The organism is Streptomyces vulcanius, from assembly GCF_042653945.1.
Lineage (GTDB): Bacteria > Actinomycetota > Actinomycetes > Streptomycetales > Streptomycetaceae > Streptomyces > Streptomyces mangrovi.
In genome coordinates this window covers 373,422-394,252 of the sequence record NZ_JBHSFK010000005.1, presented here as the reverse complement: position 1 = coordinate 394,252, position 20,831 = coordinate 373,422, and the positions used below count along the sequence as shown (strand labels likewise).

Genomic DNA, 20,831 nt, shown 5'->3' with positions numbered 1-20,831 from the left:
TTGTAGCCTCGGCACGTGACCACCAGGCCGACGAACAGCACCCCGTCTCCCTTCCCCACGCCCCCGGGCGCCGACGCGTACCGGCTGCCCACCGCACGCGGTGACTTCGCCGTCGTCGACTCGCCCGTGGCCACCGGTGTCGAGCCGCGGGGCGTCGCGCTGCTGCTGCCCGGATTCACCGGCAGCAAGGAGGACTTCCACCTGCTGCACGAGCCGCTGGCGGCACGCGGCTACCGCGTCGTCGCCGTCGACGGCCGCGGACAGAACGAGACCGGCGGGCCCGCCGACGACGAATCCCCCTACGCCCAGGAGGAGTTGGCCCGGGACGTGCTGGCTCAGGCAGCCGCCCTGGACACCCCCCTGCACCTCGTGGGGCACTCCCTCGGCGGCCAGATCGCCCGCGCCGCCGTCCTCCTCGACCACTCCCCGTTCGTCTCGTTCACCCTGCTCTCCTCGGGCCCTGCCGAGATCTCGGAGTCGCAGAAGCAGCGGGTGAAGCTGCTGCACGACGCGCTCACCGTGATGACGATGCCCGAGGTCTGGGCGGCGATCCTGGCGATGGGCCCGCCGGAGGAAGTCGGCGGTCCGGCCCGCGGCTTCGGCGGCCCGGAGCAGTTGCGCCTGCGCTGGCTGAACCACCGGCCCGCCCAACTCCTCGCCACCGGGCGCCAGTTGTGCACCGAGCCGAACCGCGTCGGCGAACTCGCCGCCGTCCCACTGCCGTTGCATGTCCTGTCGGGCGCGTACGACGACACCTGGCCGGTGACGATCCTGGACGGCATGGCGGTGACCCTGCGGGCGCAGCGGACGGTGATCCCCGGCGCGGAGCACTCGCCGAACATGGAACGCCCCCTGCCGACGGCCCAGGCCCTGGCCGACTTCTGGGACAAGCACGGCCGACGTGACTAGTACTGCGTCTGCACGTGCTCCCAGAAGCCGTCCCGGAGTGCGCGTCTGAGGTCCGACTGGCCGCGCAGGGAGTACTGCAGGATGCCCTCGGCCTCCACCAGGAGGTCCTGGTCGACGGAGCCGGGCAGATAGGGATGGCCCGGCAGCAGCTCGACGAGGGACTCCCGGCCCCGCGCCGCCAGCCACTTCGCCGCGATCTGGGCGCCGACGAAACGGACGTCCTCGCGCGTGGGCCGGCCCGCGCCGCTCGCCTCGTAGGCCGCGGCGGTGCGCCGGGCGACGTACGGCTTGAAGAAGTCGAGGTCGAGGGTGCGCTGGCTGTCGACCTCCCAGAGCAGCGGCTCGGCCTGGTTGCGGCCCTCTGGGGCCTCGATGCCCCAGAGGTGGACGCGGGCGCCGTAGCCCTGGGCTGCCTCCACGGCCGAGACCAGGTCCTCGTCGCCGCCGAGCAGGGCCGCGTCGCTGATGGCGCGGTGCCGGGCCAGGGACTCCAGATCCGTGCGGATCAACGAGTCCACGCCCTTCTGCTGGTTGTTGGCGTTGAGGTTGCCCAACCGGACCTTGACGTCGGGGAGTTCGGCGATGGACTGCTGCTCGGCGGTGTGGATGCGGCGCCGGGCGCCGTCGTACCAGTAGACGCGCAGCAGTCTGCTGTCCGCGAAGATGCTGCGGGCGCGGTCGATGAGCGCCTCGATGAGCCCCTCGGCGTCCAGGTCGAACGCCCTGCGGTCCTCCGTCCCGGCGATCAGCCGGCCGGCGGCGGCGTAGAGGTACCCCGCGTCGACGAAGATCGCATGGGTCGAGGGTGTCTTGGCCACCTCGGCGAGCATGCGCTGGAGCAGCTCGTTCGTGCGGTCGATGCGGTCGCTGAGGGGAGAGAGGTCGTCATTCATCGCCTCCATTGTCTCGGCGGTCACGCTGTGAACACAACCGATCCCGTTCAGTCTCCGCAGACTCTGTTACCCGTTAGTAATTAGACGTTCGAAAAATTTCTTTAGCGTAGGGAATGTTTGTAACACGCAACGCGTTGACTACTCATGTAGCAAGAAAGCATGCAGCAAGTAATCCTCCAGGAGGATGACCAGACGAAGGGAGAAGCCCGTGCGCTTCGAAATTCTGCGACTCGACGACGTCGATGGCACGCCCGTGGACTGCACTGTCGTGGACGCCGCCTCCGTCAACCGGATCGTTCAGGACGCCGCCGCCATAGGGCAGCGGCTGTGGATCCGTCCGGCCGACAACCCGGCCTCGTAACAGACGCGGACCACCACACGCGGATCACCGCGGAAGCTTTCAGAGCCCCCGTACGGCACCTACGCCGTACGGGGGCTCTGCCTGTGACGGCCCGTCACGCGCCCTGGATCACCTGGGTCACCCCGTTGATGATCTGCTGCACGGCGATCGCGGAGAGCATCATGCCCGCGAGCCGGGTCACCAGGACCACGCCGCCGTCCTTGATGACCCTGATGATCAGCAGCGAGTAGCGCATCACCAGCCACAGCACGGCATGGATGGCGAGGATCGCCACCCACACCGAGACCTGTGTGGCGACGCTGTCGGCCTTCTGCACGGCCAGGATGACGGACACGATCGCACCGGGCCCGGCCAGCAGCGGCATGCCCAGCGGGACGAGCGCGACGTTGACGTCCTTCGTCTGCTTGGGCTCGTCGGTCTTGCCGGTCAGCAGGTCGAGCGCGATGAGCAGGAGCAGCAGCCCGCCCGCGATCATCAGCGCGGGCACGGAGACATGCAGGTAGTCGAGGATCTGGTGGCCCAGGAGCCCGAAGACGGTGATGACACCGCCCGCCACGCAGACCGCCTGGAAGGCCATCCGCTTCTGCACCTTGCCGGGCCGGCCGGAGGTGAGGGCGAGGAAGATCGGGGTGATCCCCGGGGGATCCATGATGACGAAAAGGGTGAGGAAGAGAGAGCCGAAGACGGCGACATCGAACATCAGTACAGGGGCCTTGCGCGAAAGAGGGTGAACAGGGGGACGCCGAGCGGGAGCTCAGGCCCCGCCGGTCCCCGGCACCGGGAACGCGCCCGTCGCCCGCCGGGTGATCTCGCCGTACACCTCGGGGTCGGTCGTGTACTCGCCGAGTACGCAGGTCTTGCGGCTGCCGTGGTAGTCCGACGAGCCGGTGACCAGCAGTCCCAGGTCGGCGGCGAGTCCGCGCAGCCGGGCGCGGGTCTCGTCGTCGTGGTCCATGTGGTCGACCTCGATGCCGTCGAGGCCGGCGGCGGCCAGCTCGGCGATCGTGGACTCCGGCACCGTGCGGCCGCGCTTGCCGGCGGCCGGATGCGCGAAGACGGTGACCCCGCCCGCGCCCTTGACCAGCCGGATCGCCTCGAACGGGTCGGTCTCGTGCTTCTCCACATGGGCCCGGCCGCCGTCGGCCAGCCAGTTCTGGGTGAAGGCGTCGTTCACGGTGGGCACCACCCCGAGCTCGACGAGCGCGGTCGCCACATGCGGACGCCCGACGGATCCACCCGCCGCGATCCGCGCGACCTGCTCCCAGGTGATGGGCACGCCCATTCCCTGGAGCCTTTCGACCATCCCGCGCGCCCGGGGCACCCGGTCGTCCCGCACCAGCTCGCGCTCGGCGAGCAGAGCGGGCTCCTCGGGGTCGAAGAGGTAGGCCAGCATGTGCAGGGAGACGCCGTCGACGCGACAGGACAGCTCGGCCCCGGTGACCAGGGTGAGCCCCTCCGGCAGCGCGGCGGTCGCCTCGGCGTACCCGCGCGTGGTGTCGTGGTCGGTCAGCGCGACGACGTCCAGCCCGGCGGCGGCAGCGTTGCGCACCAGCTCGGCCGGGGTGTCCGTACCGTCGGAGGCCGTGGAGTGGCAGTGCAGATCGATGCGCACGACGCGGACTCCAGGTGGTGACGGGACGGGGTGGACGCTCAAGGATAACCGGATTTTCCAGCACTCCTGTCACACCCGCAGCAGGGGTGCACCCCCTACAGTCGACCCTCAGGGTTTCAACAGCCTGGGTGACAGCGCCCCGCACGGCACCAACTCCACCTCGGCCCCCGCGTCCCGCAGATCCGTCAGCACCAGCTCGTCGTACATCAGCAGCCCCGACTGCTCGGGCCAGACCACCGCCCACAGCCACAGCCCCAGCGCCTCCCCCGCGAACACCGCGCGGTCGTCCGGCGTGGCGGAGACATGCCACAGCGGAGTGGGCCGGCCGGCCGCCAGTACCTTCGCCTGCGGCGGCTTCTCGACGCTCATGTACGGCCCCGGATCCGGCCCGTCGACCCCGGCGTACCGCGCGCCGAGCCCGACGCCGAGTTCCTCCGCGACGAGGATCAGCTCACCGACGCCGCCGAGCGGCCCGGGCCCGGAGCAGGCCACGGCGGTGGCCCGGCCTCCGCTGCGGTCGTCACCGGCGTAGGTCACTCCCGTGAACAGCCAGCCGACCGGCAGCGGCCACGGCATCCACACGGGCACCTGGGTGCGGTGCACCACGACACTGAGGGCCTCGACGCTGGGCGGGATCACGGGCTGCAGCGGATGCACCGTCCCATGCGCATCGCACTGCCAGGAGTCGGAGAAGAGTCCGGGAGCCCTGACCCGGCCACCACACTTCGGGCAACTGGGTTCGCCCCTCATAGGGCCCCACGGTCCTACCCGAGCAGGCCCACGTCAAGGACGATCACCCGTCCGGTCCGAAGCGGCCCGCTCCGGACCCAGACCGGCCCCACATAGATGCACTTTGCATTAGTTAGGCATCCTAATCTACTGTGTGTATATGGCAACTATTTCTAGGCAGCCCAAGGCGGTGTGGGCGACGGCCGGCGCATCCGTCGTCGCCTTCATGGGCATCGGGCTGGTCGACCCGATCCTGCCGTCCATCGCCCAGGGCCTCGACGCCACACCCAGTCAGGTCTCCCTGCTCTTCACCTCGTACTTCCTGATCACCGCCTTCGCGATGCTGGTGACCGGCTTCGTCTCCAGCCGGATCGGCGGCAAGCGGACCCTGCTGCTCGGCCTCGCCTTCGTGGTGGTCTTCGCGGGCCTGGCCGGCACCTCGAACTCGGTCGCCGAACTCGTCGGCTTCCGCGCCGGCTGGGGCCTGGGCAACGCCCTCTTCGTCTCGACGGCCCTCGCGGTCATCGTCGGCGCGGCGGCGGGCGGCAGCGCCACCGCGATCCTGCTGTACGAGTCCGCCCTCGGCCTCGGCATGGCGTGCGGCCCCCTGCTGGGCGCGCTGCTCGGCGACGCCAGCTGGCGCTACCCCTTCTTCGGCACCGCGTTCCTGATGGCGGTCGGCTTCCTGTGCGTCGCGGTGTTCCTGAAGGAGCAGCCGAAGCCGGCCCGGAAGACCTCGCTGCTCGACCCGGTCAGGGCGCTCGGCCACGGCGGTCTCGCCTCCGCCGCGGCCTCGGCGTTCTTCTACAACTACACGTTCTTCACCGTGCTGGCCTTCACCCCGTTCGTGCTGGACATGACCCCGTACAGGTCGGGAGCCGTGTTCTTCGCGTGGGGTGTGCTGCTCGCCGTCTTCTCGGTGCTGGTGGCCCCGCGGCTGCAGGAGCGGTTCGGTTCGCTGAGGGTGCTCGGCGGCTCGCTGGTGCTGCTCGCGGCCGACGTGCTCGTCCTCGGCTACGGCTCCCACACCACGGCCGTCGTCTGCACGATCCTGTCCGGCGCGTTCATCGGCGTGAACAACACCGTCTACACCGAGCTGGCGCTCGGGGTGTCCGACGCCCCCCGACCGGTGGCGAGCGCGGGCTACAACTTCGTGCGCTGGTTCGCCGCGGCTGCCGCGCCCTTCTTCGCGCCGAAGATCGAGGAGTGGACCGACATCCGCATGCCGTTCGTGGTGGCGGCGGTCACCGCGGTGCTGGGCGCGGTCGTGGTCGCCGTACGGCGGAAGGCGCTCACTCACGACGCCCAGGAGCTGGAGACGCGGCACGCGACGGAGGACAGTGTCTCCGTGTTCGCCAACTGAGCGATTCGGGCCACCGGTTGGTGACATCGGTCACCCGGGGCTCACTCCAGGGGCACGGACCTCCGGGACGGATCCCGGAGGTCCGTGCCGCTCGCCAGCCAGCGTTCCTGGAGGGCCTGGGCGCCGTGGACGCGCTTCCAGGCCGCCTCGTTCGGGGTCATCGGCAGGAGCGGCAGGAAACGGACCGGGTCGAGGGGCTCGTCCAGCTCCAGGTCCTCCACCAGACCGCCCGGCTCGGCGACCAGCACCGCGGTGAACGCGGCGCCGGGCCAGAGCGGCTCACCGACGTCCAGGGAGGCGCCGGGCGCCACGACCACGCCCTCCACCTGCGGAGACGCGGCCAGTGCAGCGAGCGGGCGGAGTACCTTGTCGGTCTCGGCAAGGCCGCCGCGCACGGAGACGATCAGCTCGGCGCGCGGTCCCGCGACCGGGTCGGCGACCATCGCCGTGGGGTCCGCCATGGGCTGCGCGGACATGCCGAGAGTGGCGTAACGGACGATGTCCCCCGCGCGGAAGCGGAGCACCTCGATACGGTCCGTGCCCAGAAAAGTGACCGCCGCGCGGGCGTCCGGCTCACCCAGCGCGGTGCGCAACCGGGCCTCGACCAGAGGAAGAACATCAGCCATGTCGCGAGCATAGAACTCGTCAGTACCGGGCAAACCAGCGCCTTGACACTTCGGTCGGCTGATAGTCTTGCCCGGTGGTTCGGGGCAGCACGCAGAAGCGTCGCCATCTTGTCCCGACGCCCAAAGGACTCCCTTACGAGGGACCGGCTGGAGGAGGTGGGGCTGTCATGGATCGAAGTCACCCGTGCAGTACCACTCGCTCTTCCCGCCGCTGACACAACTGCTCCGGCTTCCTGGCTCTGGCTGGTCGCCGCCTTTCCTGTTCGCGTCTCCACGCCGGAAGAGCACTTCGTCTTCTCTTGCCTGAATTTCTCTTGCCTGAAGTTTCTCTTGCTTGCAGCAGTAGCTGATTCAGCAACGAAGTTCGCCACCGCGACGGTGCGGTGCTCCCCGCTTTGTGGACGTGCCAAACATCCGCAGTCAGGACGTCCTCATTCCGGGTAGTTCCACCCGTCACCGCGGCCTTCGTCGCCCGATGCGAAGGAGCCTGCCATGTCGATGATCCGCGACCTGCGTGACGCCGTCCGCCCCGTCCGCCCGTCCCTGCGCAAGAGCGGCGTCCGGATGGACGGCAGCGTGTACGACGCCACCCGCGACCCCGCCACCCCGTCGGCCGTGGTCGACTGCGCCGTCTACCGCAACGGCTCCCGGGTGGAGTTCACGCACGCGCTGACCCCGCAGGAGGCCATGCGCCAGGTGCGGCGCGACGGCGGCTTCGTGTGGATCGGACTGCACGAGCCGACCGAGGCCGAATTCTCCGGTATCGCGGGCGAGTTCGGGCTGCACCCGCTCGCCGTGGAGGACGCCGTGCAGGCGCACCAGCGCCCCAAGCTGGAGCGCTACGACGACTCCCTGTTCACCGTCTTCAAGACCATCCACTACGTCGAGCACGAGCAGCTCGACGCCAACAGCCAGGTCGTCGAGTCCGGTGAGGTGATGTGCTTCACCGGCAAGGACTTCTTCATCACCGTCCGGCACGGCGGCCAGGGCTCGCTGCGCGGGCTGCGCCACCGCCTCCAGGACGACCCGGAGCTGCTGGCCAAGGGCCCCTCGGCGGTGCTGCACGCCATCGCCGACCATGTCGTGGACGGCTATGTCGCGGTCGCCGACGCCGTGCAGGACGACATCGACGAGGTCGAGACCGAGGTGTTCTCGCCGGGCCGCAAGGGCACCCCGCGCGGCACCGACGCCGGCCGGATCTACCAGCTCAAGCGTGAGGTCCTGGAGTTCAAGCGGGCCGTCTCGCCGCTGCTGCGGCCCATGCAGCTGCTGAGCGAGCGGCCGATGCGGCTGATCGACCCCGACATCCAGAAGTACTTCCGGGACGTCGCCGACCACCTCGCCCGCGTCCAGGAGCAGGTCGTCGGCTTCGACGAACTGCTCAACTCGATCCTCCAGGCCAACCTCGCGCAGGCCTCCGTCGCGCAGAACGAGGACATGCGCAAGATCACCTCCTGGGCGGCCATCATCGCCGTGCCGACGATGGTCTGCGGGGTGTACGGCATGAACTTCGACTACATGCCGGAACTGCACTGGAAGTTCGGCTACCCCGTCGTCATGACCGCGATGGTGGGGCTCTGCCTGGGCATCCACCGCACGCTGAAGCGCAACGGGTGGCTCTGAGGGCGCGCTGGATAGGCTGAACGCCATGACAAGCGAGCCGCTCGACCAGACCGTCCTCGATCGGGCCCTCGTCGAGGAGTCCACGAAGAAGTCCGGCCTCATCTGGGTCAGGGGCGCGGGTGAGCCGGCCGCGCGGGCGCTGTGGCACGTGTGGCACGAGGGCGCGGTCTGTCTGCTCGGCGACGGGCCCGGGGAGCAGCCGCTGCCGGGGCTCGTCGAAGGCACCGCCGCCGAGGTCACCGTACGCAGCAAGGACAAGGGCGGCCGGCTGGTCTCCTGGACCGCGAACGTCGTGGGGCTCACGCCCGGCACCGAGGTCTGGGAGGCCGCCGTCGCCGAGCTGAAGGGCAAGCGGCTCAACGCGCCCGACGGCGAGGCCATGACGGAGCGGTGGGCACGGGAGTGCCGGGTGCTCCGCCTGGAGCCCACAGGAGCCGTACTGCCCCTGCCCGACGGCGATCTGGCGGCGCGGCCGGTGCCGTCCCCGGCGACGACCCGTGAACCGGCCCCGGCGGGCCTGCCGAAGCTGCTGGCGCGCAGACGCCGGAAGTAGCCCTTCCCGGCCCGTCCGGCCCGTCAGGACGTCGGCAGCTGCTTGCCGTAGTCGACCGTCTCGCCCTTCGCCGGCTCCTCCAGGGCGAAGTCCTTGCCCCACGCCGAGAAACTCAGCGTGCCCGCACCGCCACCGCGCACCAGGCGCAGCGGATACGGCTCGCCCTCCAGGGACACGTCCAGCGTGCCGCCGCTGCCGCCGTCGCCGGTGATCCGGATGGTGCGCGTCCCGGCCTGCTCGTGGTGGCCGTCCGTCTTCACCGAGCCGTGCAGCGTCAGCAGACCGTCGAGAAGGAGGTCCTTGTCCGTGAAGCCGCTGAACTTCCTGTACGAGGGGTCCCCCGTCGGCACCTTCACGTACTTGCCGTCGAGCTTGTCCGCGGCCGCCGTGTCCGTACCGCCGCCGTCACCCTTGCCGTCCCCGCCGTCGTCGCCTTCCTCGTGTTTCCAGAACGCGGCGTCCGCCTTCAGGTACAGCTGCTCGCCGAGCCGCAGCAGATGGAAGGTGGCGCCCTCCGCGGTGACCGACCCGGTGCCGCCGTCCGCCTTCAGCCGCATGTCCAGTTTGTACGTACGGCCGCTGGTGACCACGGTCCCCGACAGCCGCACGGCGTCGACCGCCCCGGCGGCGGACTGGGTCTTCGCCTGGATCTGCGGCGGGGTCAGCTTGCCCACGCCGTTCGTGCCCGCGTCGGGATCCTCACTGCACCCCGTGAGACCCACGGCGAGTGCGCACAGCGCGCTCACCAGCACGGCCCGGCGGGTACGGCCCTGGGGAATCGCGGTCAGCAAATCGGCTGCCTTTCTGCGGGGGTGTGCCGAGCGGCGTACCGCAGCGTACCGGGGTGCGGGACCGGCCACGGAACGGGTCCGTCCGGAGCGCTCACCAGGGCGTATCCGATCGGGACGGGCTAGCCTGAAGCCCACAGGAGAGGGCAATCGGGATAAGACACCCAGCGGAACCGCAGTAGGCAAAGGAACCACAGCCATGGCAGCCGGCGTCCCCCGGATCTTCGTCTCGCACCTCTCCGGAGTCCCCGTCTTCGATCCGAACGGCGACCAGGTGGGCCGGGTGCGCGACCTCGTCGTCATGCTGCGCGTCGGGCGCCGGCCCCCTCGACTGCTCGGACTGGTCGTCGAACTGTCCACCCGGCGCCGGATCTTCCTGCCCATGACCCGGGTCACCGGCGTCGAGTCCGGCCAGGTCATCGCCACCGGCGTGGTCAACGTCCGCCGCTTCGAGCAACGGCCCACCGAGCGGCTGGTGTTCGGGGAACTGCTGGACCGGCGCGTCACACTCATCGAGACGGACGAGGAGGTCACCGTCCTCGACGTGTCCGTGCAGCAGCTGCCCGCCCGCCGGGAGTGGGAGATCGACCGGGTCTTCGTCCGCAAGGGCAGAAAGGGCACGGCCTTCCGGCGGGCCAGGGGCGAGACGCTCACCGTGGACTGGTCGGCGGTCACCGGCTTCTCCCTGGAGGAGCAGGGACAGGGCGCCGAGAGCCTGCTGGCCAGCTTCGAGCAGCTGCGCCCCGCCGACCTCGCCAACGTGCTGCACCACCTCTCCCCCAAGCGGCGCGCCGAGGTCGCCGCCGCCCTCGACGACGACCGGCTCGCCGACGTCCTGGAGGAGCTTCCGGAGGACGACCAGATCGAGATCCTCGGCAAGCTGAAGGAGGAGCGCGCCGCGGACGTCCTGGAGGCCATGGACCCCGACGACGCGGCCGACCTGCTCGCCGAACTGCCGACGGACGACCAGGAGCGGCTGCTGAGCCTGATGGAGCCCGACGACGCCGCCGACATGCGCCGCCTGATGTCCTACGAGGAGCACACGGCCGGCGGTCTGATGACCACGGAACCGATCATCCTGCGGCCGGACGCCACCGTCGCCGACGCCCTCGCGCGCGTGCGCAACCCCGACCTCTCCCCCGCGCTCGCCGCCCAGGTCTACGTCTGCCGCCCGCCCGACGAGACCCCGACCGGCAAGTACCTCGGCATGGTCCACTTCCAGCGGCTCCTGCGCGACCCCCCGTACACCCTGGTCAGCGCACTCCTCGACGACAGCCTCCAGGCGCTCGACCCCGAGGACGCGCTGCCCGTCGTCGCCGGGTTCTTCGCGACGTACGACATGGTCGCCGCGCCCGTCGTCGACGAGGCGGGCGCGCTGCTCGGCGCCGTGACCGTGGACGACGTACTGGACCACATGCTGCCCGAGGACTGGCGGGAGACGGAGTTCCACCTGCACGAGGAGACCGTCGAGGAAGAGGGGGTGGACACCGATGACTCCCGAGCGTGAGAGCACCCGGCCGCGCGGCCCCCGCCTGGACCAGCCGCGCACACCCCGGCGCCGGCTGGTGCCCGAATGGGACCCGGAGGCCTTCGGGCGGCTGTCGGAGCGCATCGCCCGCTTCCTCGGCACCGGACGGTTCATCGTCTGGATGACGTTCGTCATCATCCTGTGGGTGGTGTGGAACATCTTCGCCCCGGCATCCCTGCGCTTCGACAACTACCCGTTCATCTTCCTGACCCTGATGCTGTCGTTGCAGGCGTCCTACGCGGCCCCGCTGATCCTGCTCGCGCAGAACCGCCAGGACGACCGCGACCGCGTCAACCTCGAACAGGACCGCAGCCAGAACGAGCGGTCGATCGCGGACACCGAGTACCTGACCCGCGAGATCGCCGCCCTGCGGATGGGCCTGGGCGAGGTCGCCACCCGGGACTGGATCCGCTCCGAACTCCAGGACGTGCTCAAGGAACTGGACGAGCGGCACGACGGACAGCACGGGAAGGTCGTATTCCCGGCGGACCGGCCGTCGGGACGTGACACAGACGACCGCTGAGGGGCTGGCCGCAGTCCCCCGTCGGCGCCGTACCATCGACCCATGGCTAGCGAAGACGCGGTGCGCGAGGCACTGGCGACGGTGAACGACCCCGAGATCAACCGCCCCATCACCGAACTCGGGATGGTCAAGTCGGTGGAGATCGGTGCGGACGGAGCGGTCGCGGTCACCGTGTACCTGACGGTCTCGGGCTGCCCGATGAGGGAGACGATCACCCAACGGGTGACGGACGCGGTGAGCGCGGTCGAGGGCGTCACCCGCGTCGACGTCACGCTCGACGTGATGAGCGACGAGCAGCGCAAGGAGCTGGCGAGCGCGCTGCGCGGCGGCACGGCCGAGCGGGAGGTCCCGTTCGCCAAGCCCGGCAGCCTCACCAGGGTCTACGCGGTGGCGTCCGGCAAGGGCGGTGTCGGCAAGTCCTCGGTGACGGTGAACCTGGCGGCGGCGATGGCGGCCGACGGCCTCAAGGTGGGCGTCGTCGACGCCGACATCTACGGCCACAGCGTGCCGCGCATGCTCGGCGCGTACGGGAGTCCGACGCAGGTCGAGAACATGATCATGCCGCCGTCGGCGAACGGCGTGAAGGTCATCTCCATCGGCATGTTCACGCCGGGCAACACCCCGGTCGTCTGGCGCGGCCCGATGCTGCACCGCGCGCTCCAGCAGTTCCTCGCGGACGTGTACTGGGGCGACCTGGACGTGCTGCTCCTGGACCTGCCGCCGGGCACCGGCGACATCGCGATCTCCGTCGCGCAGCTGGTCCCGAACGCGGAGATCCTGGTCGTCACCACGCCCCAGCAGGCGGCGGCCGAGGTCGCCGAGCGGGCGGGCTCCATCGCCGTGCAGACCCACCAGAAGATCGTCGGGGTGGTCGAGAACATGTCCGGTCTGCCCTGCCCGCACTGCGGCGAGATGCTCGACGTGTTCGGCACGGGCGGCGGTCAGTCGGTCGCCGACGGCCTCACCCGCACGACCGGCGCCACGGTCCCGGTCCTCGGCAGCATCCCGATCGACGTCCGGCTGCGCGAGGGCGGTGACGAGGGCAAGCCGGTGGTCCTGACCGACCCCGACTCCGCGGCGGGCTCCGCGCTGCGGGCCATCGCGGGCAAGCTGGGCGGCCGCCAGCGCGGCCTTTCGGGACTGTCCCTGGGAATCACCCCGAAGAACAAGTTCTAGCGCGGTGAAGAACAACTTCCAGCGCGGTTCTTCGCGCTACGACGGTCAGGGCGCCCTCCGCCGCGAGGGCACCCTTCCTCGGGCCTAGGCGTACTCGGCGATGTCCTTGATCACGGCGAAGCCGAGACCGTACGCGCTCATGCCCCTGCCGTACGCCCCCACGTGCACCCCTTCCTCCGTCGACCCGGCGAGTACCCAGCCGAACTCGGACTCCCGGTAGTGGAAGGGCGTCGGCACGCCGTCGACCGGGAGGGACAGGGTCGACCAGTCCGGTCCGTCGAGGTCGTCGGCGAGGACCCACGCCGTCTCGGTCTGCTGGTCCAGCCAGTCGTCGCGCAGGGTGTGGTCCATCTGGCCGGGCCAGGTGAAGGACAGCAGCCCCACCCCGGCGAGCCAGGCCGCGGAGGACACCGAGGTGGCCTCCAGGAGGCCCGTGCCGTCGGCGCTCCGGCGGGAGGGGTGCGCGGCGACGGTCACCACGACCGCGAACCGTCCGCGGTCCTCGCCCGCCGTCTCGTGCCGTACGGAGGGTTCGTCGCCGTGTCCGACGGAACCGTGTTCGACGGCACCGTCCGCCGCCGTCCCTACCTGCATCAGCCAGCGCGGCCCCGTGAAGGCCTCGTCAAGGCCGTACCAGGGGAAGGGCGCCTCAAGGTAGCCGTCGACGGTACGCCGGGCGGAGGGGACCTGTTGTCCACCCTCCGCGGCCGGCGCCTGTTCGACTGCCCGACTCGTCGTCTCCATGTGCCCGGACGCCTCCTCGCTCTCGACGGAGTGGCGGGCCCGCCCCCCTTCGGGCGTACTCGTCCGCTCCGCACAACAACCAGGCAGCATAGCCACCCCACCACGGACGGCGGGGAACCCGCCCGGTGCGCAGGTCGCGCCGGGGAGGCGGTCGGAGTCGTTCAGAGGGCGGTCGAGATCACGCAGGGGCGCTCAGGTGGCGTCCGCGTCGAACGGCGGGCGCTCGTCCCTGCCCGCGTCCTCGGGCTTCTTCGTCATGTCGATCCGGCCGCCCGACGAACCGCTGGACGACCCCGACCCGGCCTCCGCGTCACGGCTGTGGACGGCGTCGGTGACCTCGGCCATCTCCTTCTTGAGGTCGAAGCCGTTGCGGATCTCCTTCAGCCCCAGCTCCTCGTTGTCGAGCTGCTTGCGGATGAAGGTCTTGGGGTTGAGGTCCTCGAACTCGAAGTCCTTGAACTCCGGGCCGAGTTCCTGCCGGATGTCCTGCTTGGCGCTCTCCGAGAACTCACGGATCTTCCGGACGGTACGCATCACGTCCTGGATGACCTTCGGGAGCTTGTCCGGACCGAAGACGAGCACGGCCAGGACGACGATCGTCACCAGCTCGAGCGGTCCTATGTCATTGAACACCTGAAGCTCCTTGCGATGTCCTCGGCCATCGGCATGTGGCCCTGGGCCCTCGGTCGGGTCAGGTCTTCCGTGGTCCGGGCCGGGTCCACGGTACCTTCCGCACCTGGCCGACCGGTACCGTCCCGCCGGGTCCGAGTGGGTGTACACGGCCGGTTTTTCGCGTTGTTTGCCTTGTGGGAGCGGGTTTCCGGGTCCGATCTGTGAGGTTTCTGTCAATCGCTGTGCGTAGCGGGCCCGAGCTGGGCCTGAGCTGCGTCTCAGCTGCCCTCGGCGGACCCGAGGACCAGGGAGAGCGTCCGCTCCTTCCCGTCCCGTTCGACGGTCAGCTCCAGGCGGTCGCCGGGTCGGTGGGCGCGGGTCTTGACGATCAGTTCGTCGCCGGAGTGGATACGGCGGCCGTCCACTTCGGTGATGACGTCCCCGGCCCTGATGCCGGCCAGGTCGCCGGGTCCGCCCGGGGTGACCGCGGCGCCGTCACCGCCCTTGGGGCCGACGCGGGCGCCGTCGCCGGCGTAGTCCAGGTCGAGGGTGACGCCGATGACCGGGTGGGTCGCGTGGCCGGTGTTGATCAGCTCCTCGGCGACGCGTTTGCCCTGGTTGACGGGGATGGCGAAGCCGAGGCCGATCGAGCCGGCCTGGGCACTGCCGGAGTCGGTACCGTCGGCGGCGGAACGGATCGCGGAGTTGATGCCGACGACCCGGCCCCGGGAGTCGAGGAGGGGCCCGCCGGAGTTGCCGGGGTTGATCGGGGCGTCGGTCTGCAGCGCGTCCACATACGACACATCAGTGCCGTCCCCGCTGCCGCCGCCGGCCGTGATGGGCCGCTCCTTGGCGCTGATGATGCCCGCGGTGACGGTGCCCTCCAGGTCGAAGGGGGCGCCGATGGCGACGACCGGGTCGCCGACCTGGACGTTGTCGGAGTTGCCGAGCGGGAGGGGCTGGAGGTTGCCGACCCCGCTGACCCTGACCACGGCGAGGTCGTAGCCGCTGTCCCGCCCGACGACCTCCGCCTCGACGGTCTGTCCTCCGTTGAAGACGACGGTTATCTCGCCGTTGCCCGCGGCGGGCTCGACGACGTGGTTGTTGGTCAGGATGTAGCCGCGGGTGTCCAGGACGAACCCGGTGCCGGTGCCGGACTCCTCGTCCCCGCTGACGTGCAGGGTGACGACGCTCGGCAGGGCACGCGAGGCGATCCCCGCGACGCTGTCCGCGGCCCGCCCCGTGGGCTCCGCGGACGCCTGCGGCAGCACGACCCCGCCCAGCCCTCCGTTGCGCTCCAGACGGGCCCCCACGACCCCACCGAGCACCCCGGAAACCAACGCCAACGCCAACGCACCCCCCACCAACCGCCCCCGAACCTGCCTACGCCGCTCAGCCTCACTGACCACACCTTCACCGGCGTGGAGGAGGGGAGCGTGGGGGGCATGGGGGGCGTGAAGGGCGGCGGGGGTACCGGAGTCTCCGGGGAGGGCGGTGGTGCCAGGGGCTCCGGGAAGGGCGGGGTTTTCGGGAGCCCCCGGGAAGCCAGGGGTTCCAGGGAGACCGGGTGCTCCCGGGGCTCCGGGGAGACCGGGCGTGCCGGGGGCTCCCGAGAGGTCGGGAGCGCCGGGGGTGGGGAGGCCGGGAGCGCCGGGAGCGCCGGGAGCGCCGGGAGCGCCGGGAGCGCCCGAGGCAGAGACGCCTGGGGAGCCCGAGGTTCCGGAGGCTTCCGGGAAGCCAGGGGTGCCGGGGGTGCCAGGGGTGGCGGACCAAGGGTCGTAGCGGTGCCAGGGGTTGGCGGGTACGAGGGGTTGTTCGGAGGATGCGACCGCGGCGGGCGCGTCCGCCGGGTCGGGCCCGGCCGACCCGGCCGACGGCTCGGGCACCGGAGACGAGCCGGGCCCGGGGGACACGGCGGACTGGGCAGACGGGTCGGAAGCAGCGGGCGCGGCAGACGGGTCGTGCGTGCCCGGAGCGGCAGACGGGTCGGCGACCGGGCCGACGGCACCTGCGCCGGAGGGAGCGGTACCGGGAACGGGAGCGGCGCCGGATGGGGCCTCGGCCGGAGCGGCACCCGAGGAAACCGCAGCCGGAGCGGCGCCGGAGGCGACTCCCCGCGGGGTCACCGCAGGCTCTGCACCCGGAGCGACAGCACCGGCAGATGCGGCTCCCGACGGGGCGGCACCGGACGGTACAGCCCCTGACGGATCGCCGATCGGCGCGGCACCGGAAGAAACGGCCCCGGTCAGGGCGCCGACGGGCGCGGCACCGGAGGCAACCGCACCGGACCCGGCGGGCGCGGCAGCGGTGGAGGCCGTACCCGAGGCCGATGTGACCGCCGGATGCTGGACCGGCGGTGCGGGTGCCCAGGGGCCCGGGTGGCCGTACGGCGGGGTGCTGTAGGGGTCGGGGTCGTGCAGCGGCTTGGGTGGCTCCTCAGCCGCCGCCGGCAAGGGCGCGGCCGGCGCCCTCAGGGGGCGGCTGAGCTCGTAGTCACCGCCACCGCCGCCGGCGCCATTCGCGTCGGTCTTCGTACCGGCCGGTCCCCCGGACCCCTCCGAACCCCTCGGTGGTGCCGCTTCCGCGGAGGTCGCTCCAGGTTCTGCCAGTTCGAAGTCGCCCTCAAGTGACTCCCCCTGCGTCCCCGTCCCCTTTTCCATGCTCTCCCCACGTTCGGGCCCCGTCGCGGCTCCCTGACACCGCCTCTTCTGGATTCAACCAGGTTCGCCGCAGGCCGGTGCAGACACAGGGTCAGCGGGGGCGCTGCGAGGAGGTGGGGGCCGATGTGGCGTCAGGGACGGGCGCGGCGAGCAGGCCCGTTCCGGTCACCTCGGGGGCCGAGGCGAAGGAGGTCAGGGCGATCGGCGGGGTTGCCACCAGCGGACGTATCAGCGGGGACATGACCGCCGCGCCGGCCACCACGGGAGAGGTGAACCGGTGCAGGACGGCCTGTTCCGGATGGCCCGAGGCCGGGGTGGGCACGCCTGGCAGCAGCGGGGCGGACACCTCGGTGGGGGCCACCGGGGTATCGCCGAGGAACTGGCCGCCCTGGGCGAGCAGCGGACCGGTGCCCCGGCGCCGCTGGTTCTCCGAGGTGGCGGAACCCGTGCCCGGGGTGCGGGCCGGTGTCACATTGCTGCCGCCGGATCCACCGCGGGCGTCCGCCGTGGTGTCGACCGGCACACCGGTGCTCATGCCGCCGAGGGCGATCGCGGCCAGCGACACCGCGCCGGCGGCGACGAAGGCGAACCGCATACTGCGCGAGCGCTCGCCCTCGGAGGCATGCCGGTCGCCGCGCCCCACGGGGTGGATACGGAAGCCGCGGTCGGTGGCGGGCGGGAGCACGGAGCCGTGGTCGCCGGCGGGAACGTACCCGAACTCGAAGGGCTGCTCCCGGCCGAAGACGCCCTCGCCGAAGCCGCCGCCTCCTCCGAGCCGCGAGCTGCCGGGGTCCTGGTCGCCGCCGCCGGGAAGCCCTTGGAGCCGGGCCAGGAAGCTTTCGGAGGGAGCGGGCGGGGCCACTTCCGCGAAAACGTTCTTCAGCCGGCGCTGGGCGTCGACCTCCGCCTTGCACTTCGTACAGGTCGCCACATGGGCCAGCACGCGCTCACGGGTGTCATGACCGAGCTCGCCGTCCACGAGGGCGGACAGCCGGTCGCCCAGGTGCTGCTCCGCGAGGAGGCCCTCGGTGGGGGGATTACGTCGAGTTCCACTCACGCGGTCGCGCCCCCTCCTCCCAGAGCGGGCACCCGGGCCACGAACGAGCGGCGCTTCTCGCGCGCCTCCGGCGAGCGGTGCGCGAGGGCCTTGCGCAGCTGCGAGCGGCCGCGGTGGATGCGCGAGCGGACCGTGCCCAGCTTGACGCCCAGGGTCGCGGCGATCTCCTCGTACGACAGTCCTTCGATGTCGCACAGGACGACCGCGGCGCGGAACTCGGGCGCGAGGGTGTCGAGAGCCTGCTGGACGTCCGCGTCGAAGTGGGCGTCGTTGAAGATCTGCTGCGGGGTGGGTTCCTTGCTGGCGAGCCGCTCGGCCGCGTCCTCGCCGAGCGCGTCGAAGCGGATGCGCTGCTTGCGGCGGACCATGTCCAGGAAGAGATTGGTGGTGATGCGGTGCAGCCAGCCCTCGAAGGTGCCCGGCGTGTACGTCGACAGCGAGCGGAAGACGCGGACGAAGACCTCCTGGGTGAGATCCTCGGCGTCGTGCTGGTTGCCGGTGAGCCGGTAGGCGAGCCGGTAGACCCGGCCGCTGTGCATGCTGACGATCTCCTCCCACGTGGGCGGAGTCCACGCCTGCCCGTCCGCGTCGGTGGAGAAGGTCGCGGTCTGGCTGTGGCCGGCGCTGAAGCCGGCGGTGTGGCTGTGGTCAGCAGCGGTGTCGTTCACGGATTTCGGCCTGCCCGCCGATCCGAGAAAGCGCCGGAGCACTCCTCCCCGATCCACAGGTACGGCCGCACCTCCCCTGTCGGCTCTGGTGGTGTCCAGTGGAGCCCCTACCATAGCCACCTCGCCCGTTAGCTCCGGATAAGTGGTTTTACGAGAATTTGATCTGGGCTGATACGGCTCATACTGCTGCGTCAGCACTTGCTCGACGCCCCACTCCTCATCGTGATCCAACTGTGTCCCCCGCTCGTAGTTCCCACCCCTACAAACGCCCGGTCCCATCTGCGGGTTCCCGGCGGCAACGGATACAGTCACGCCCAGGCAACCAGCGGGGACAGGAGAGGCTCATTACCGGCAACCGGCAGGCAAGCTGGGCGTTCGCCGACGCCTATGCCGCCGAGGACGAAGCGCTGCGCTGGGCCCGTGACCGGGCCCGCGAGGCAGGGCTGCGCTCGGTGTCGCCCAGCACGGGCGCCGCGCTGCGTCTGCTCGCCGCCACCGTGGACGCGAAGGCGGTCGCGGAGATCGGTACCGGCACCGGCGTCTCCGGGATCCACCTGCTGCACGGTATGCGCCCCGACGGTGTTCTCACCACCGTAGACCCCGAGCCCGAGCACCAGCAGTTCGCCCGCCAGGCCTTCCGCGCCTGCGGCTTCGCCAGCAACCGGGCCCGTTTCATCCCCGGCCGCGCGCTCGACGTCCTGCCCCGCCTCGCGGACGCCGGCTACGACCTGGTCTTCTGCGACGGCGACCGCCTGGAGTTCCTCGACTATCTCGCTGAATCGTTGCGCCTGCTGCGCCCCGGTGGCCTGGTGGTCTTCGAGGGCGTCTTCGCCAACGGCCGCACCGTCGACTCCGGCCCGCAGCCCACGGAGGTCATAAGAATCCGGGAGCTGCTGCGGGCGGTGCGCGAGAGCCAGGAGCTCGTACCGTCGCTGCTGCCGGTGGGCGACGGGATGCTCTGCGCGGTCAAACGGTGACCATGACCGTTGGGCCGGACGAGCCGTAGGGCGCCGTACACCCCGCCCAAACAGCGGCCCCGGCACCCAAGAGGATGCCGGGGCGACTGAAAGGGTATGGTCGCTTGCGCGTCAGCCGACGACCTTCTTGAGGGCGTCGCCCAGCGCGTCGGCCTCGTCAGGGGTCAGCTCGACGACGAGCCGACCGCCGCCTTCGAGCGGAACGCGCATGACGATGCCCCGCCCCTCCTTGGTCACCTCGAGCGGGCCGTCGCCCGTCCGCGGCTTCATGGCCGCCATGCTCGTTCCCCTTCCTGAAACCAGCTCACGTCAAAGCCGACGGCCCTGGGAGGGCAGGCGCGGCCCAACGTGGGACTCGCGACACCGGCATCGAACACATTGCTTCCAGGCCATTATCCCGCATCTCAGGACCCGATGACCAACATCAGACGGCATCGCTTGGGCAACGCACGCGAGCAAAACCACTCAATTCGGCGGTGTGACTGCGATACTGCGCCGCCGCACAGACATCTGCGGTCCGTAAACCGAGTCGAATTCTTTGACGCAGGTCACACGTCGCGTCCGGTCCTCGGACAGTGATCTCCGCCATGCTGTGCTCCGTACACCGACGTACGTCAGGACTCAGAGGGGATACGGGATGGCCGACAGCGTGCTGTACGAGGTGAGCGACGGACTCGCGACGATCACGCTCAACCGCCCGGAGGCGATGAACGCGCTGAACGTCGCCACGAAGATCGCGCTGCGGGACGTGGTGCGGGAGGCGGCGGACGACCCCGCGGTACGGGCGGTGCTGCTGACCGCCTCCGGGGAGCGGGCGTTCTGCGTGGGGCAGGACCTCAAGGAGCACATCGAGTTGCTGGCCAAGGGCTCGGACGTCGTCATGAGCACGGTCAAGGAGCACTACAACCCGATCGTGCGCGCCCTGACGGAGGCGCCGAAGCCGGTGGTCTGCGCGGTCAACGGGGTCGCCGCGGGGGCCGGATTCGGGTTCGTCCTCGCCGCGGACTACCGCGTCGTGGCCGACACGGCGTCCTTCAACACGTCGTTCGCGGGTGTCGCGCTCACCGCCGACTCCGGGGTCTCCTGGACCCTGCCCCGCGTGATCGGGCCCGGGCGGGCCGCCGATCTGCTGCTCTTCCCCCGGAGCATCAAGGCTCAGGAGGCTTACGAGCTGGGGATCGCCAACCGGGTCGTGCCGGCTGCGGAGCTGCGGGCCGAGGGTGAGCGGGTCGCTCGGGCCTTGGCCGCGGGGCCGACCGTGGCCTATGCGGCGATCAAGGAAGCGGTGGCTTACGGGTTCTCGCACTCCCTCTCCGAGACGCTGGACAAGGAGGACGAGTTGCAGGGGCGGGCCGGGGCGTCCGAGGACCATGCGACCGCGGTGTCCGCGTTCGTGAAGAAGGAGACGCCGAGGTACTTGGGGCGTTGA

The 20,831-nt window shown here is 70.8% G+C and carries 22 protein-coding genes; 10 read left to right on the top strand and 12 right to left on the bottom strand.

The genetic code is table 11. The features are described 5' to 3' along the window. Positions 1–15 precede the first annotated feature (15 nt). On the top strand, positions 16–909 hold the full coding sequence (locus ACFPIH_RS10850; protein ID WP_381165000.1) for an alpha/beta fold hydrolase: 894 nt from the start codon (positions 16–18) through the stop codon (positions 907–909). Here ACFPIH_RS10850 and ACFPIH_RS10845 read toward each other — a convergent pair. Continuing rightward, positions 906–1,802, bottom strand: coding sequence for an NYN domain-containing protein (locus ACFPIH_RS10845; protein WP_381165003.1), 897 nt, complete (start codon positions 1,800–1,802; stop codon positions 906–908). The genes ACFPIH_RS10850 and ACFPIH_RS10845 overlap by 4 nt on opposite strands. 208 nt (positions 1,803–2,010) lie before the next feature. Between ACFPIH_RS10845 and ACFPIH_RS10840 the strand changes: the two genes are divergently transcribed. Beyond that, entirely contained in the window at positions 2,011–2,163 is a 153-nt protein-coding gene (locus tag ACFPIH_RS10840) for a hypothetical protein (protein ID WP_381165005.1), read from the top strand. A 94-nt stretch (positions 2,164–2,257) separates the two neighbouring features. Here the strand turns inward: ACFPIH_RS10840 and ACFPIH_RS10835 are convergent, their stop codons facing one another. From ACFPIH_RS10835 to ACFPIH_RS10825, 3 genes are all read right to left on the bottom strand, one after another. Continuing rightward, positions 2,258–2,863, bottom strand: a complete 606-nt coding sequence (locus ACFPIH_RS10835) for a MarC family protein (protein ID WP_381165009.1) — start codon at positions 2,861–2,863, stop codon at positions 2,258–2,260. A gap of 54 nt (positions 2,864–2,917) precedes the next feature. After that, positions 2,918–3,775, bottom strand: a complete 858-nt coding sequence (locus tag ACFPIH_RS10830; protein ID WP_381165012.1) for a PHP domain-containing protein — start codon at positions 3,773–3,775, stop codon at positions 2,918–2,920. Between the two features lie 108 nt (positions 3,776–3,883). Then, complete coding sequence (locus tag ACFPIH_RS10825; RefSeq protein WP_381165015.1) at positions 3,884–4,525, bottom strand: DUF6758 family protein; 642 nt, start codon at positions 4,523–4,525, stop codon at positions 3,884–3,886. A gap of 139 nt (positions 4,526–4,664) precedes the next feature. Between ACFPIH_RS10825 and ACFPIH_RS10820 the strand changes: the two genes are divergently transcribed. Beyond that, a complete protein-coding gene (locus tag ACFPIH_RS10820; RefSeq protein ID WP_381165018.1) occupies positions 4,665–5,867 on the top strand; it encodes an MFS transporter in 1,203 nt (400 codons plus the stop codon). 41 nt (positions 5,868–5,908) lie between these two features. Here ACFPIH_RS10820 and ACFPIH_RS10815 read toward each other — a convergent pair whose 3' ends face one another. Continuing rightward, positions 5,909–6,493 (bottom strand): suppressor of fused domain protein, encoded by a 585-nt coding sequence (locus ACFPIH_RS10815; RefSeq protein ID WP_381165021.1) that lies wholly within the window; start codon positions 6,491–6,493, stop codon positions 5,909–5,911. 492 nt (positions 6,494–6,985) lie between these two features. Here ACFPIH_RS10815 and ACFPIH_RS10810 point away from each other — a divergent pair, with 492 nt between their 5' ends. After that, positions 6,986–8,116, top strand: a complete 1,131-nt coding sequence (locus ACFPIH_RS10810) for a magnesium and cobalt transport protein CorA (protein ID WP_381165024.1) — start codon at positions 6,986–6,988, stop codon at positions 8,114–8,116. A 25-nt stretch (positions 8,117–8,141) separates the two neighbouring features. Further along, the gene (locus ACFPIH_RS10805; RefSeq protein ID WP_381165027.1) at positions 8,142–8,669 is read left to right on the top strand and encodes a hypothetical protein; all 528 of its coding nucleotides are present in this window, start codon (positions 8,142–8,144) and stop codon (positions 8,667–8,669) included. Positions 8,670–8,692: 23 nt separating this feature from the next. Here the strand turns inward: ACFPIH_RS10805 and ACFPIH_RS10800 are convergent, their stop codons facing one another. Continuing rightward, positions 8,693–9,457: a hypothetical protein gene (locus ACFPIH_RS10800; protein ID WP_381165771.1), complete on the bottom strand. Its 765-nt coding sequence runs from the start codon at positions 9,455–9,457 to the stop codon at positions 8,693–8,695. 199 nt (positions 9,458–9,656) lie between these two features. Here ACFPIH_RS10800 and ACFPIH_RS10795 point away from each other — a divergent pair, with 199 nt between their 5' ends. Genes ACFPIH_RS10795 through ACFPIH_RS10785 form a run of 3 tightly spaced genes read left to right on the top strand, consistent with a single transcriptional unit; the run spans position 9,657 to position 12,684 of the window. Next, the gene (locus ACFPIH_RS10795) at positions 9,657–10,964 is read left to right on the top strand and encodes a magnesium transporter MgtE N-terminal domain-containing protein (protein ID WP_381165030.1); all 1,308 of its coding nucleotides are present in this window, start codon (positions 9,657–9,659) and stop codon (positions 10,962–10,964) included. Further along, positions 10,948–11,508 (top strand): DUF1003 domain-containing protein, encoded by a 561-nt coding sequence (locus ACFPIH_RS10790; protein ID WP_381165033.1) that lies wholly within the window; start codon positions 10,948–10,950, stop codon positions 11,506–11,508. The genes ACFPIH_RS10795 and ACFPIH_RS10790 overlap by 17 nt, the downstream gene beginning before the upstream one ends. 42 nt (positions 11,509–11,550) lie before the next feature. After that, positions 11,551–12,684, top strand: a complete 1,134-nt coding sequence (locus tag ACFPIH_RS10785) for an Mrp/NBP35 family ATP-binding protein (protein WP_381165036.1) — start codon at positions 11,551–11,553, stop codon at positions 12,682–12,684. An 84-nt stretch (positions 12,685–12,768) separates the two neighbouring features. On the opposite strand, the gene ACFPIH_RS10780 is transcribed toward ACFPIH_RS10785, so the two are convergent. The 5 genes from ACFPIH_RS10780 to sigE all read right to left on the bottom strand — a co-directional run bounded on the left by ACFPIH_RS10780 (position 12,769) and on the right by sigE (position 18,539). Then, on the bottom strand, positions 12,769–13,428 hold the full coding sequence (locus ACFPIH_RS10780; RefSeq protein WP_381165039.1) for a hypothetical protein: 660 nt from the start codon (positions 13,426–13,428) through the stop codon (positions 12,769–12,771). A 192-nt stretch (positions 13,429–13,620) separates the two neighbouring features. Further along, on the bottom strand, positions 13,621–14,061 hold the full coding sequence (locus ACFPIH_RS10775) for a sec-independent translocase (RefSeq protein WP_381165042.1): 441 nt from the start codon (positions 14,059–14,061) through the stop codon (positions 13,621–13,623). A gap of 257 nt (positions 14,062–14,318) precedes the next feature. Next, on the bottom strand, positions 14,319–15,953 hold the full coding sequence (locus ACFPIH_RS10770; protein WP_417801368.1) for a S1C family serine protease: 1,635 nt from the start codon (positions 15,951–15,953) through the stop codon (positions 14,319–14,321). Positions 15,954–16,791: 838 nt separating this feature from the next. Further along, the gene (locus ACFPIH_RS10765; protein WP_381165045.1) at positions 16,792–17,757 is read right to left on the bottom strand and encodes an anti-sigma factor family protein; all 966 of its coding nucleotides are present in this window, start codon (positions 17,755–17,757) and stop codon (positions 16,792–16,794) included. Continuing rightward, on the bottom strand, positions 17,754–18,539 hold the full coding sequence (sigE, locus tag ACFPIH_RS10760; protein WP_381165048.1) for an RNA polymerase sigma factor SigE: 786 nt from the start codon (positions 18,537–18,539) through the stop codon (positions 17,754–17,756). Before sigE ends, ACFPIH_RS10765 begins: the two co-directional genes overlap by 4 nt. Positions 18,540–18,727: 188 nt before the next feature. Between sigE and ACFPIH_RS10755 the strand changes: the two genes are divergently transcribed. Beyond that, complete coding sequence (locus tag ACFPIH_RS10755; RefSeq protein WP_381165775.1) at positions 18,728–19,402, top strand: O-methyltransferase; 675 nt, start codon at positions 18,728–18,730, stop codon at positions 19,400–19,402. Positions 19,403–19,513: 111 nt separating this feature from the next. Here the strand turns inward: ACFPIH_RS10755 and ACFPIH_RS10750 are convergent, their stop codons facing one another. After that, positions 19,514–19,681 (bottom strand): DUF3117 domain-containing protein, encoded by a 168-nt coding sequence (locus ACFPIH_RS10750; protein WP_003966491.1) that lies wholly within the window; start codon positions 19,679–19,681, stop codon positions 19,514–19,516. Positions 19,682–20,039: 358 nt separating this feature from the next. On the opposite strand from ACFPIH_RS10750, the gene chcB reads away from it, so the two are divergent. Beyond that, entirely contained in the window at positions 20,040–20,831 is a 792-nt protein-coding gene (gene chcB / locus ACFPIH_RS10745; RefSeq protein ID WP_381165051.1) for a 2-cyclohexenylcarbonyl CoA isomerase, read from the top strand.